Source organism: Exiguobacterium sp. SH5S13, assembly GCF_004337085.1.
GTDB classification, from domain to species: Bacteria; Bacillota; Bacilli; order Exiguobacteriales; family Exiguobacteriaceae; genus Exiguobacterium; species Exiguobacterium aurantiacum_A.
Genome location: NZ_SJUS01000001.1, coordinates 161345 through 174369, shown reverse-complemented (window position 1 = coordinate 174369; position 13025 = coordinate 161345). Strand labels below are relative to the sequence as shown.

Below are 13025 nucleotides of genomic sequence, written 5' to 3'. Positions count from 1 at the left end.
CGCACAGTCCACTCCGGTTTCTTATGACTTGAAAGGAGAATTTGATGAAACGTTATTACGGATTAGCAGTCGTTCTCATTTTGCTCGACCAAGTGACGAAATGGATCGTCGTCCAGACGATGACGATCGGTCAATCGATCGAATTGATCCCGGGATGGCTCTATTTGACATCGTACCGCAACAGAGGCGCGGCCTGGGGCATGCTCGAAGGACAGATGGTGTTCTTCTTCGTCGTCACCGCCGTCGTTGTCGTCGGTCTGATCTACTTCTTGCATAAAGAAGTGAACGGGTTCAAACTGCTCGGCTACAGTATCGGCTTACTGCTCGCCGGAGCGATCGGCAACTTTATCGATCGTCTGTTCCGGGGCGAGGTCGTCGACTTCGTCGACACGTACCCGTTTGGCTACAACTTCCCAATCTTTAACGTCGCCGATATGGCACTCACGTTCGGGGTCATCTTTATGATCATCGGCGTCTTGTTCGAAGAAAAATTAAACAAAGAAAGGGGACAATCGTAATGGAAACTTACACATTTGTCGCCGAAGAAAAGGCACGGATCGATAAATGGATGAGCGAACGAAGTGACTGGTCACGTTCGCAAATCCAAGACTGGATCAAGGCGGGGGACCTGCTCGTCAACGGTCAAGTCGTGAAGCCGAACTATAAACTGCAAGAAGGGGACGAAGTCGTCGTGACGGTGCCAGAAGCCGTCGAACTCCAAGTCCTCGCCGAACATATTCCGCTCGACGTCGTGTTCGAGGACGAGGATGTCATCGTCGTCAACAAAGCACGTGGCATGGTCGTGCACCCTGCGGCCGGTCATACGTCTGGCACGCTCGTCAACGCGCTGTTGTATCACTGTGACGACCTCTCAGGCATCAATGGGGTGAAGCGTCCGGGTATCGTCCATCGCATCGATAAAGATACGACGGGACTGCTCATGGTCGCGAAAAACGATATGGCGCACGAGTCACTCGCGCAACAGTTGAAAGACAGAACGATCAAACGTGAATACGTCGCACTCGTCCACGGCGAGCTCGTCCATGAGCTCGGATCGATCGAGGCGCCGATCGGGCGCGACACGAACGATCGTCAGCGCATGACGGTTACAGACAAGAACGCGAAAGAAGCGGTGACACACTTCCGTCTGCTCGAACGCTACAAAGACTTCACGCTCGTCGAGTGCAAGCTCGAGACAGGACGGACGCATCAAATCCGTGTCCATATGCGCTATATCGGCCACCCGCTTGCCGGAGACCCGAAATACGGACCGCGTCGGACGATCGATTTGAACGGGCAAGCGCTCCATGCAGCCACGCTCGGCTTCCATCATCCGCGGACGAACGAATGGCTCGAGTTCGAGGCGGCACTCCCGACCGACTTTGAGGCAGAGCTCGCAAAATTGGACAAAATCGAGAAAACACGTTGACTTTCAACCGATTCAGATTTATAGTCTAGAAAGCATAACACCTTTAAACCCAGTCCAGAGAGGCTGTGAAAGGATCGTGGCCGCGGCCACAACCGTCTATCATATACGGCACTCGTTTGCCTTCGTGAAGACTTCCTTTCCAGCCGGATGAGGAAGTCTTCTTTTTTTATAGATTACGAGAGGAGGAATCATATGAAACGCTCGACCATACTAGACGAAGCCGCGATCCGACGCGCCTTGACGCGAATCGCCCATGAAATCATTGAACGCAACAAAGGAACGGACAACGTCGTCCTCGTCGGGATCAAAACGCGCGGTGAGACGCTCGGCGACCGACTCGCCCATCGCATCGAAGAAATCGAAGGAAAACCGATCGCGCTCGGTAACTTAGACATCACGCTCTACCGGGACGACCTATCGAAGAAGTCGCTCGACCCAGAAGTGAAAGCGACCGAACTCCCGCACGACATCAATGGCAAGACGGTCGTCCTCGTCGATGACGTCCTGTACACGGGACGGACGGTCCGGGCCGCGATGGACGCACTCGTCGACCACGGCCGGCCGGACTACATCCAACTCGCCGTCTTGATCGACCGGGGACACCGCGAGTTGCCGATTCGCCCAGACTTTGTCGGGAAAAACGTCCCGACATCGAAAACAGAACAAGTCGTGGTCCGACTCAGTGAAGTCGACACGACAGACGAAGTGTACATCCAACAGCAATAAATCCAAAACCTTTAAGGTGGTCCAGAGAGGCCAGGAAGGAGAACTATTTATGAAAAACCCCATCCTCAACATCCACGAGCGTCCCGCTCACTTGCCGCAATGGCTGCTCTTCAGCCTGCAACACGTCTTCGCCATGTTCGGAGCGACGATCTTAGTCCCGATTTTGACCGGACTGAACACGTCCGTCGCCCTCGTCGCTTCCGGTGTGGCCACGCTCTCATTCCTAGTCATCACCCAATTCAAAGTCCCGACGTATCTCGGGTCAAGTTTTGCCTACATCGCACCGATCATCGCGGTCAGCCAGCAATGGGGCGTCGAAGCCGCACTGTTCGGCGGTATTATCGCCGGTTCGGTCTACGGTGTCGTGTCGCTCATCATCTTTAAGACGGGCGTCGGTTGGTTGTTACGACTGTTGCCGCCGGTCGTCGTCGGCCCGGTCATCATGGTCATCGGCTTATCGCTCGCACCGGTCGCCATCGACATGTCGATGAACCGCGACGGAGCGTATAACGGCACGTTCATCACGGTCGCCCTGCTCACGCTCGGCATCACGATCCTCGCGATGACAAAGTTAAAAGGAGTCTGGGGCGCGGTTCCGATCTTGTTCGGCATCGTCGGCGGATACGCCATCGCCGCCATGTTCGGCATCATCGACTACTCGGCCATCGGTCAAGCGAGCCTGTTCCAACTGCCTGACTTCACGATGGTGTTCGTCGACTACATGCCGATGTGGCAAGTCGGGGCACTCCTTGCCATCGTCCCGGTCGCGCTCGTCACGATGACGGAGCACATCGGCGACCAAATGGTCACGTCGAAAATCATCGGACGCGAGACGATGAAAGATCCAGGCCTGCACCGGACGCTCCTCGGCGACGGCGTCGGCAAAGCCGTCGCCTCAGCGCTCGGTGGACCGCCGTGTACGACGTACGGTGAAAACAACGGGGTCATGGCGATCACGAGAGTGTACAGCGTCTACGTCATCGCGGGAGCAGCACTCATGGCCATCAGCTTCGGCTTCCTCGGTCACGTCGAGGCGTTCATCTCGACAATCCCGAATCCGGTCAAAGGCGGTATCTCGATCCTCTTGTTCGGTGTCATCGCCTCGAACGGACTGCGGACGATGGTCGACAGCAACGTCGACCTCGCCGAGAAACGCAACCTCATCATCGCCTCGGTCATTCTCGTCGTCGGCCTCGGCGGGGCGATGGTCCAACTCGGCAGCTTCCCGGTCCAAGGGATGGCGCTCGCGACGGTCGTCGGTATTCTTTTGAACGCGGTGTTGCCGAAAGAAGAAGTCGAACCGGCTTCGGTCGATACAACTGAAGAAACGAAACAGGCAAGTAACTTTTAATTCGATCCCGTGAGGTCGGCAAAGTGAAGGCTCGTTTATTTGGGTGCAATCTACCCAAATGAAGGCGTCCCTTCACGTAGGTGAAGAGACGCCTTTTCTCTTTGCCTTCAAACAAAAGGAGGAGACGAACATGAATTTGATCAAACAACAACCGAACCATTTTGTCAGCTTAGATACGCTCACCCTCGAAGAGATCATGGGGATGATCGAAGAGTCGCTCCGCTACAAACAAGGGGACATGCCACCGCTGTTTGACGGGAAGACGGTCGCGAACTTGTTCTTCGAAAACTCGACGCGGACGAAAAACTCGTTTCAAATGGCCGAGCGGCACTTGAACATCCAAGAGATCCCGTTCGACGTGGCGACGTCGTCGGTGACGAAAGGCGAGACGTTATACGACACGTGCAAGACGCTTGAAGCGATCGGGGTCGACGCGCTCGTCATCCGCCATCCTGAAGCGGGATACTACCATGAGCTCGTCAGCAAGCTGACGATCCCAGTCTTAAACGGCGGGGACGGGAGCGGGGAACACCCGTCACAGTCACTGCTCGACCTCGTCACGATTTATGAAGAGTTCAAGACGTTCGAAGGCTTGAATATCGCTATCTGCGGCGATCTCGTCCATAGCCGGGTCGCCCGCTCGAACGCAGGCGTGTTGAAACGGCTCGGAGCGAACGTCGTCGGTTGTAGCCCGGAATCGTGGTGGGATGGTTCGATGGGGCTTTCGCACCGCGACCTTGATGACATCTTACCGGACTGCGACGTCGTCATGTTGCTCCGCGTTCAGCACGAGCGCCACATTATGGGCGACATCTTTTCTAAAGAAGACTATCATGCGCGCTACGGCTTGACGGTCGAGCGGGTCGAGCGGATGAAACAAGGCGCCATCATCATGCATCCGGCCCCGGTCAACCGGGACGTCGAGATCGCCGGCAGTTTGATCGAACATCCGTCATCGCGCATCTTTCCACAGATGACGAACGGTGTTTACGCACGGATGGCCATCTTAAATCGAGCATTAGGGGGACAACAATGATTATTCAACACGCAACGTGGTATGACGGGAAGACGAAACGGACGAGCAATCTGTTGATCGAGGGCGGTACGATCCGTTCGGTCGATTACGACGGGACGACCGAAGGACACGAAGTGATTGACGCTAACGGGAAGCTGTTGATCCCAGGTCTCGTCGACGTCCACGTCCATTTGCGCGAGCCGGGTGGCGAGGCGAAAGAGACGATCAAGACCGGGACGGCTGCGGCTGCGGCCGGAGGGTTCACGACGATTTGCGCGATGCCGAACACACGCCCGGTCCCAGACGACCGGGCGACGCTCGATGACTTGCTCGCACGGATCGAGCGTGACGCCAGCGTCCGCGTGCTCCCGTACGCGGCGATCACGAAACGGCAGCTCGGGGTCGAGCAAGTCGATATGCCGTCACTTGCGGACGCGTTCGCGTTCACAGACGACGGGGTCGGCGTCCAGTCGGCGGCGATGATGCGTCAGGCGATGCGGGAAGCGAAACGGCTTGGGAAAGCGGTCGTGGCCCATTGCGAAGACAATACGCTCAAGGCCGGTTCGGTCCATGAAGGGAAGTTTAGTGAGACGCACGGCATCCAAGGCATCCCGAGTCTCGCCGAGAGCATCCATATCGCTCGTGACGTGTTGATCGCCGAAGAGACAGGCTGCCACTATCACGTCTGTCACGTGTCGTCACGTCAATCGGTCCGCGTCATCCGTGACGCCAAACGGGCCGGGATCCACGTCACGGCGGAAGTGACACCGCACCACCTCGTCTTATCGGAAGACGACATCCCGGGGTTAGATCCGAACTTTAAGATGAATCCGCCGCTACGGAGCCAAGACGACCGCGCGGCGTTGCTCGAAGGGCTGTTCGACGGGACGATCGATTTGATTGCGACCGATCACGCCCCGCACACGGCTGAAGAGAAAGCACAAGGGATGGAGCGCGCCCCGTTCGGAATCACCGGATTCGAGACGGCGTTCCCGCTCCTTTACACGACGTTCGTCAAAACGGGACAAATGGAAGAGGCGGCGCTCATCGACTGGATGACGAGACGACCGAGCGAGGTGTTCGGTCTGCCTTACGGCTTGATTGAGGTCGGCCGGGCGGCGGACTTGGCGCTGATCGATACGGAGACGTTGCGTCCGGTCAACCCGGCGACGTTCGCGTCAAAAGGGAAGAACACACCGTTCGCTGGGAAAAGACTCACAGGTTGGCCAGTCGTGACGATCGTGGCCGGAGAAATCGTATATAAGGGGAGATTCGATGAAACGAACATTATGGCTTGAAGACGGGACAGCATTTGTAGGCAAGGCGTTCGGTGCGAACGCCGAGACGATCGGGGAAGTCGTCTTTCAAACGGGAATGACCGGCTACCAAGAGATTTTATCGGACCCGTCTTATTGTGACCAGCTCATCGTGCTGACGAATCCACTCATCGGAAATTATGGCGTCAACCGTGAAGACTTTGAGACGACCGTCCCGATGGCAAAAGCGCTCATCGTCAAAGAGGCGTGTGATCTGCCGTCGAACTTCCGCTCGACGGCGACGTTGCCGGAGACGCTCGAACGCTTCGGGATACCAGGTCTAGAAGCTGTCGATACGCGCATGTTGACGCGTCACCTTCGTTCACGCGGCGTCATGCGCGGCGTGTTGATCGACGGTGAGTCGACGTGGGCAGACGTTTCGATGCGCTTTGAAGCGAGCTTCCCGACCGATCAAGTGGCACGTGTCTCGACGAAACGGGCTTACGTCAGCACCGGGAGCGGCCGCCGGATCGCCCTCATCGATTTCGGGGCCAAACTCGGAATCATGCGTGAATTGTTGAAGCGCGACTGTGAAGTCGTCGTCTTGCCGCATGACGTGACGGCTGAAGAAGTGATGCGGTATGAGCCGGACGGGGTCATGCTCTCGAACGGACCAGGCGACCCGAAAGACGTACCGACGGCGCTCCCGCTGATCGAAGCACTCATGCCAAAACTCCCGATGTTCGGGATCTGTCTCGGCCATCAGTTGATTGCGCTCGCGAGCGGTGCCAACACGTTCAAGCTTCCGTTCGGGCATCGTGGTGCCAATCATCCTGTCCTCGAGCTTGAGACCGGTGCTGTGACGATCACGTCACAAAACCACGGCTACGCCGTCGACGAGACGTCGCTCCTTGAGACGCCGCTCATCGTGACGCATCGCGCCGTCAACGACGGGACGATCGAAGGCGTCAAACATTTACATCATCCGACGTTCTCGGTGCAATATCATCCGGAAGCGGCGCCAGGACCATATGACGCCAACGACTTATTCGACCGCTTTATGACACTCGTCAACGAAAACAGACAGAAAGTAGGAATGTGACATGCCAAAACGACCAGATATTCAGAAAATCCTTGTGATCGGATCCGGCCCGATCGTCATCGGACAAGCGGCAGAATTTGACTATGCTGGTACCCAGGCGTGTCTTGCCTTAAAAGAAGAGGGCTACGAAGTCATCCTCGTCAACTCGAACCCGGCGACGATTATGACTGACCCGTCGACGGCGGACCGCGTCTATATCGAACCACTCGAACCGGAGTTCGTGGAGCGGATCATCCGTCAAGAACGTCCGGACGCGCTTCTCGCGACACTCGGGGGGCAGACCGGACTGAACTTGGCGGTCGAGCTCGATAAGCGCGGCGTGCTCCGCGACTGCGGCGTCGAACTGCTCGGAACGAAACTGTCGGCGATCGAGCAGGCAGAAGACCGGGAACAGTTCCGCGATCTCATGTACAAGCTCGGTCATGGCGTCCCAGACAGCGATATCGTCCATTCACTCGACGCCGCCTGGAGCTTCGCTGACCGGATCGGCTATCCGATTATCATTCGTCCGGCTTATACGCTCGGCGGGACCGGTGGGGGAATCGCCCACGACCGGGAACAGTTCGAGCAGATCGTCGAATCGGGACTCAAGGCGAGTCCGGTGACGCAAGTGCTGCTTGAAGAGTCGATTGCCGGCATGAAAGAAGTCGAATATGAAGTGATGCGCGACTCGAGCGACCAGGCTATCATCGTCTGCGCCATGGAAAACTTCGATCCGGTCGGTGTCCATACCGGTGACTCGATCGTGTTCGCCCCGACCCAGACGTTGTCTGACCGTGATTACCAAATGCTCCGCAGCGTCTCGCTCGACATCATCCGGGCGCTCGGCATCGAAGGCGGATGTAACATCCAGTTCGCGCTCGACCCCGACAGCTTCACGTACTACGTGATCGAGGTCAACCCACGCGTCTCGCGGAGTTCGGCTCTCGCCTCAAAAGCGACGGGATACCCGATCGCCAAGCTCGCCGCGAAAGTCGCGGTCGGCTACAAGTTGTCGGAACTAAAAAATCCGGTGACGGAGACGAGTTACGCCTCGTTCGAGCCGGCGCTCGACTACGTCGTCGCTAAAATCCCGCGCTTCCCGTTCGACAAGTTCGAGACCGCGGACCGTCGTCTCGGCACACAAATGAAAGCGACGGGCGAAGTCATGGCCATCGGTCGAAATTTAGAAGAAGCGCTATTGAAAGCCGTCCGTTCGCTCGAACTCGGTACTGAAGACTTGTACGTACCACGCCTTTCCGAATTGACGGCTGAACAACTGGAACGAGAACTGACGACACCGACCGACGAACGGTTGTGGATGCTGTACGAGGCGCTTCGCCGCGGCTACTCGACAGAACAGCTTCACGGCTTGACGAAAATCGACCGGTTCTTCTTATCAAAACTCGATCGGATTTGGCGTGAGGAAGAAGCGTTGCGCGACGAGCCGTTGACAGAGGAACGGTTGCGCGATGTGAAGCAACGTGGGTTCAGTGATCGCATGATCGCCCGCATCACGGACCAAGCCGTCGAGACGATCGCGTCGTTACGCGATGAGTGGAACGTTCGGCCAGTGTATAAGATGGTCGACACGTGTGCCGCCGAATTCGCCTCGGAGACGCCGTACTTTTACGGGACGTACGAAGTCGAGAACGAAGCGGTGAAAACGGATAAACCGTCCATCCTCGTACTCGGTTCAGGCCCGATCCGAATCGGTCAAGGCGTCGAGTTCGACTACGCGACCGTCCATTCGATCCAAACGATCCGTGACGCCGGATATGAGGCAATCATCGTCAACAACAACCCGGAGACGGTATCGACCGACTTCTCGATCTCAGACCGTCTCTACTTTGAACCGCTCACGACAGAAGACGTATTAGAAGTCGTTCGCAATGAACGACCGCTCGGGGTCATCGTCCAGTTCGGCGGGCAGACGGCAATCAACTTAGCGGCCTCGCTCGAAGCGAACGGCGTACAAATTCTCGGGACGTCACTTGAAGACATCGACCGGGCCGAAAACCGGAAAGCGTTCGAGGCGACGCTCACGAAAGAACGGCTCGCCCAACCACCGGGCAAGACCGCGGTCACGGTCGAGGAAGCGGTCGCTTGTGCCGACATGCTCGGCTATCCCGTACTCGTCCGCCCATCGTACGTCCTCGGCGGCCGGGCGATGGAGATCGTCTATGAGCGTTCGGAGCTCGAGCGGTATATGCGCCACGCCGTCGTCGCCTCGAAAGATCGTCCCGTCCTCATCGACCGCTACTTGACCGGGATCGAAATCGAAGTCGACGCCATCTGCGACGGGACGGACGTCTACATCCCGGGCATCATGGAACATATCGAACGGGCCGGGGTCCACTCTGGCGATTCGATCGCCGTCTATCCGCCGCAACGGCTGAGCGAGGCGTTAAAACAAAAAGTCGTCGATTACACGATCAAACTCGCCAAAGCGTTCCGCATCAAAGGGTTGCTCAACATTCAGTTCGTCTATGCGGACGACTTGTACGTCATCGAAGTCAACCCACGGGCGAGCCGGACGGTGCCGTTCATCTCGAAAGTGACGGGACTGCCGGTCGCACGCATCGCGACGCAGACGATTCTCGGGACGACGTTGAAGCAGCTCGGACTCGGAACGGGCTTGCACCCAGAATCTGACGCTATCTCGGTCAAAGTGCCGGTGTTCAGTTTCGCGAAATTAAAAGAAGTCGACCCGTCACTCGGGCCAGAGATGAAATCGACGGGGGAAGTCATGGCGACGGACCGAACGCTTGAAAAAGCGCTCTATAAAGGACTCGTCGCTGCCGGGATGACGATCGCCTTGAAAGGAAACGTCTTGTTGACGGTCGCTGATCAAGACAAAGACGAAGCGCTCGACATCGCCCGTCGCTTCAACCGCCTCGGCTTCCGCCTGATGGCGACGTCAGGAACGGCGATGGCACTTACGGCAGTCGAGTTGCCGGTCCGACAAGTCGGGAAGATCCATGAAGCGGGTGAGACGATGCTGAGCGTCATCGAGCGGGGCGATGTCGACATCGTTTTGAATACGACGACACGCGACGCCTTAGCGACAAAAGACGGATTCATTATCCGCCGGGCCGCGGCCGAGCAAGGTGTGCTCTGCTTGACGTCGCTCGACACGGTGAAGGCGCTCTTGCAAGTCATCGAGAGCCTATCGTTCCAGACGACGAGCCTGCCGGCGTTCACCGAATTCGGGGTGACTGTATGAGACAACGGGCGACCATCTTATCGAACCGGGAGATCGCGAAAGCGACGATGGAAATGAAAGTGCGAATCGGTGATGGAACGATCGCACCGGGCACGTTTTTCCATGTGAAGACGTCCGAACTGTTGCGCCGGCCGCTGTCGGTTGCTAACGTCGAAGCAGACGTCGTCACGTTTCTGTACAAAGTGGTCGGGACCGGGACGGCCGAACTCGCGACGAGACGAGCCGGGGACGAACTTGACGTCCTCGGTCCGCTCGGTAACGGGTTCCCGCTCGCAAAAGACGGCAAGCGCGTCGTTCTCGTCGGCGGGGGGATCGGGGTGCCGCCGCTCTATTACACGCGACGGATGCTCGCCGCGCGCGGAATCGAAACGGTGGCGATTCTCGGGTTTGATTCAGAAGCGAGTGTATTTTATGAAGACGAGTTCCGCGAACTCGGCGAGACGATCATCACGACGGTCGACGGAACGTATGGAGAGGCGGGGTTCGTGACCGGACCGCTCGCTAGAATCGACGCCGACGTCTTGTTCAGCTGTGGTCCGGAGCCGATGTTAAAAGCGGTCGCTGCGTCGCATATTAATGAACGCTACATCTCGATCGAGAACCGGATGGGTTGCGGCATCGGGGCGTGCTTCGCCTGTGTGTGCAAAGCGCCGGACGGTTACGTGAAAGTGTGCAGTGACGGACCGGTATTTCGGGCAGAAGAGGTGACGTTATGAGATTACACATCGAACTACCCGGCTTATCGTTAAAAAATCCGATCATGCCGGCGTCCGGTTGTTTTGGATTCGGCGAAGAGTTCGCCAAGCTGTATGACTTGTCGATCCTCGGGGGCATCATGATCAAAGCGGCGACCGGGGAGGCGCGGTTCGGGAACGAGACACCGCGTGTCGCCGAGACGGCGCAAGGGATGTTGAATGCGATCGGATTACAAAATCCGGGTGTCGACGCGATTGTTGAAGCCAAGTTGGCATTCCTCGCCAAGTTTGACACTGAAATTATTGCCAACGTGGCGGGTTCGACCCCAGAAGAATACATCCACGTCGCGCGGAAAATGAGCGCCGACCCGTGCGTGAAAGCACTCGAACTGAACATCTCGTGCCCGAACGTGAAGTGTGGCGGCATGCAGTTCGGGACCGATCCTTTGATGGCGGCCGAACTGACGCGCCTCGTCAAGGCGGCGTCGACAAAACCGGTATACGTCAAACTATCCCCGAACGTCACGTCGATCACGGAGATGGCACGTGCGGTCGAAGCGGCCGGCGCCGACGGCATCACGATGATCAATACGCTCGTCGGCATGAGGATTGACGTTACGACCGGTCAACCGATCTTAGCGAACCGAATTGGCGGATTATCCGGTCCGGCCATCAAGCCGGTCGCCATCCGGATGGTGTACGAAGTCGCCCAAGCGGTCAATATCCCGATTATCGGCATGGGCGGTGTGCGGACGGTCGACGACGTGCTCGAATTTATCTATGCGGGTGCATCGGCGGTCGCGGTCGGGACTGCCAATTTTGAAAACCCATACGTATGTCAGGAAATCATCGAGGCGTTGCCAGGCCGGCTCGATGAACTCGGCATCGATCATATTTTAGACGTTAGGGGGAAGGCGTATGAACAGGTTGTATCTCGCGCTTGATGTCGAAACACGTGACGAAGCGTTTTCACTCTTAAAAAAAATTGACCAACGCCCGGCCGTCAAAGTCGGCATGGAACTGTTCTACCGTGAAGGTGGACGGTTCGTCGAAGAACTCGTCGCGAGCGGTTACCCGGTCTTTCTAGACGTCAAAGTTCATGACATCCCGGAGACGGCAAGGCGGACGCTCCGCCAAATCGGCCGGCTCGGCGTTGAAATGACGAACGTTCATACGCTCGGCGGTGAGACGATGATGCGCTACGCATTGGATGGGTTGCGTGATGTGAACGACACGACCACATTGATCGGGGTGACCCAACTGACATCGACCGACGAGCGGATGCTGTCAGAACAACTCGGAATTGGCGGAAGTCTCGAGCAGGCCGTCTTGCGACAAGCGGGACTTGCCAAACGGGCAGGACTCGATGGGGTCGTCGCGTCCGTTCACGAAGCCCGCGCGATTCGACAAGCGCTCGGTTCACCGTTTTTGACGGTGACGCCCGGCATCCGAATCAACGAAACGACAGACGATCAAGTCCGGGTCGCGACACCGCAAGCCGCTTTTGACGCCGGTGTATCAGCTATCGTCGTCGGGCGCCCGATCACCCGGGCAGCCGATCCGAACGCAGCTTACGAATACTTTATGAAGGAATGGAGCCAAACGTATGAGACAAATCGCTGAGGCATTATTATCGATTGAAGCCGTCACCTTATCACCGAATGAACCGTACACATGGTCGAGCGGGTTAAGAAGCCCGATTTATTGTGATAACCGACTGACGCTCAGTTATCCAGAAGTGCGTTCACAGATTATCGATGCACTTGTCGACGCCGTCCGTCCGCTCGACGCCGACGTCATCGCGGGAACGGCGACGGCCGGGATTCCCCATGCGACGCTCTTAGCCGACCGACTCGGTCTACCACTCATCTACGTCCGGTCGGGTGCGAAAAAACATGGGAAAGGCAACCAGATTGAAGGTCGATTCGACAAAGGAGCGCGTGTCGTCGTCATCGAAGACCTGCTCTCGACTGGGAAATCGAGCATGGAGGCGGCGCGAGCAATTCAAGCGGCGGGCGGAGAGGTCGTCAAGATTCAAGCAATTTTCTCTTATAACCTCCCAGTTCTGGCAATCAATTCACTCGAATATGAGCTGCACTATTCGGCGTTGACGACGATCAACGAGTTGATTAAAGTCGCTGTCAAAAAACGGATGATCACTAAACAAGAAGCTACTTCGTTGGAGGAATGGCGAACTAATCCGCATGGTTGGAGTGAGCAAGTTTCTTCATAAATATTTTTTGAAG

General features: G+C 57.0%; 12 protein-coding genes. All 12 read left to right on the top strand.

The window, feature by feature from the left end; translation table 11 throughout:
- Positions 1–44 precede the first annotated feature (44 nt).
- The 12 genes from lspA to pyrE all read left to right on the top strand — a co-directional run bounded on the left by lspA (position 45) and on the right by pyrE (position 13012).
- Positions 45–518 (top strand): signal peptidase II, encoded by a 474-nt coding sequence (lspA, locus tag EVJ30_RS00895; protein WP_131456272.1) that lies wholly within the window; start codon positions 45–47, stop codon positions 516–518.
- Complete coding sequence (locus EVJ30_RS00890) at positions 518–1429, top strand: RluA family pseudouridine synthase (protein WP_131456269.1); 912 nt, start codon at positions 518–520, stop codon at positions 1427–1429. The genes lspA and EVJ30_RS00890 overlap by 1 nt, the downstream gene beginning before the upstream one ends.
- 192 nt (positions 1430–1621) lie before the next feature.
- Positions 1622–2155, top strand: a complete 534-nt coding sequence (gene pyrR, locus EVJ30_RS00885) for a bifunctional pyr operon transcriptional regulator/uracil phosphoribosyltransferase PyrR (protein WP_070327547.1) — start codon at positions 1622–1624, stop codon at positions 2153–2155.
- A gap of 49 nt (positions 2156–2204) precedes the next feature.
- On the top strand, positions 2205–3506 hold the full coding sequence (locus EVJ30_RS00880; protein WP_070327546.1) for a uracil-xanthine permease family protein: 1302 nt from the start codon (positions 2205–2207) through the stop codon (positions 3504–3506).
- 130 nt (positions 3507–3636) lie between these two features.
- Positions 3637–4542: an aspartate carbamoyltransferase catalytic subunit gene (locus tag EVJ30_RS00875; protein WP_131456267.1), complete on the top strand. Its 906-nt coding sequence runs from the start codon at positions 3637–3639 to the stop codon at positions 4540–4542.
- Entirely contained in the window at positions 4539–5819 is a 1281-nt protein-coding gene (locus EVJ30_RS00870) for a dihydroorotase (protein ID WP_131456265.1), read from the top strand. Before EVJ30_RS00875 ends, EVJ30_RS00870 begins: the two co-directional genes overlap by 4 nt.
- The gene (locus EVJ30_RS00865; RefSeq protein ID WP_131456262.1) at positions 5797–6879 is read left to right on the top strand and encodes a carbamoyl phosphate synthase small subunit; all 1083 of its coding nucleotides are present in this window, start codon (positions 5797–5799) and stop codon (positions 6877–6879) included. The genes EVJ30_RS00870 and EVJ30_RS00865 overlap by 23 nt, the downstream gene beginning before the upstream one ends.
- A gap of 1 nt (position 6880) precedes the next feature.
- Positions 6881–10084 (top strand): carbamoyl-phosphate synthase large subunit, encoded by a 3204-nt coding sequence (carB, locus tag EVJ30_RS00860; RefSeq protein ID WP_131456260.1) that lies wholly within the window; start codon positions 6881–6883, stop codon positions 10082–10084.
- The gene (locus EVJ30_RS00855; protein WP_131456258.1) at positions 10081–10800 is read left to right on the top strand and encodes a dihydroorotate dehydrogenase electron transfer subunit; all 720 of its coding nucleotides are present in this window, start codon (positions 10081–10083) and stop codon (positions 10798–10800) included. Before carB ends, EVJ30_RS00855 begins: the two co-directional genes overlap by 4 nt.
- Entirely contained in the window at positions 10797–11723 is a 927-nt protein-coding gene (locus tag EVJ30_RS00850) for a dihydroorotate dehydrogenase (protein ID WP_131456256.1), read from the top strand. The genes EVJ30_RS00855 and EVJ30_RS00850 overlap by 4 nt, the downstream gene beginning before the upstream one ends.
- Positions 11698–12402, top strand: a complete 705-nt coding sequence (gene pyrF / locus EVJ30_RS00845) for an orotidine-5'-phosphate decarboxylase (RefSeq protein ID WP_131467784.1) — start codon at positions 11698–11700, stop codon at positions 12400–12402. The genes EVJ30_RS00850 and pyrF overlap by 26 nt, the downstream gene beginning before the upstream one ends.
- Positions 12386–13012, top strand: a complete 627-nt coding sequence (gene pyrE, locus EVJ30_RS00840; protein ID WP_131456251.1) for an orotate phosphoribosyltransferase — start codon at positions 12386–12388, stop codon at positions 13010–13012. Before pyrF ends, pyrE begins: the two co-directional genes overlap by 17 nt.
- Positions 13013–13025 lie beyond the last annotated feature (13 nt).

What these genes read in the sequence shown, in the direction of transcription:
- EVJ30_RS00875 (WP_131456267.1), top strand. Translation starts at nt 3,637, where the DNA reads ATGAATTTGATCAAACAACAACCGAACCATTTTGTCAGCTTAGATACG.
- EVJ30_RS00880 (WP_070327546.1), top strand. Translation starts at nt 2,205, where the DNA reads ATGAAAAACCCCATCCTCAACATCCACGAGCGTCCCGCTCACTTGCCG.
- pyrE (WP_131456251.1), top strand. Translation starts at nt 12,386, where the DNA reads ATGAGACAAATCGCTGAGGCATTATTATCGATTGAAGCCGTCACCTTA.
- EVJ30_RS00855 (WP_131456258.1), top strand. Translation starts at nt 10,081, where the DNA reads ATGAGACAACGGGCGACCATCTTATCGAACCGGGAGATCGCGAAAGCG.
- EVJ30_RS00865 (WP_131456262.1), top strand. Translation starts at nt 5,797, where the DNA reads ATGAAACGAACATTATGGCTTGAAGACGGGACAGCATTTGTAGGCAAG.
- pyrF (WP_131467784.1), top strand. Translation starts at nt 11,698, where the DNA reads ATGAACAGGTTGTATCTCGCGCTTGATGTCGAAACACGTGACGAAGCG.
- EVJ30_RS00890 (WP_131456269.1), top strand. Translation starts at nt 518, where the DNA reads ATGGAAACTTACACATTTGTCGCCGAAGAAAAGGCACGGATCGATAAA.
- pyrR (WP_070327547.1), top strand. Translation starts at nt 1,622, where the DNA reads ATGAAACGCTCGACCATACTAGACGAAGCCGCGATCCGACGCGCCTTG.
- EVJ30_RS00850 (WP_131456256.1), top strand. Translation starts at nt 10,797, where the DNA reads ATGAGATTACACATCGAACTACCCGGCTTATCGTTAAAAAATCCGATC.
- carB (WP_131456260.1), top strand. Translation starts at nt 6,881, where the DNA reads ATGCCAAAACGACCAGATATTCAGAAAATCCTTGTGATCGGATCCGGC.
- EVJ30_RS00870 (WP_131456265.1), top strand. Translation starts at nt 4,539, where the DNA reads ATGATTATTCAACACGCAACGTGGTATGACGGGAAGACGAAACGGACG.
- lspA (WP_131456272.1), top strand. Translation starts at nt 45, where the DNA reads ATGAAACGTTATTACGGATTAGCAGTCGTTCTCATTTTGCTCGACCAA.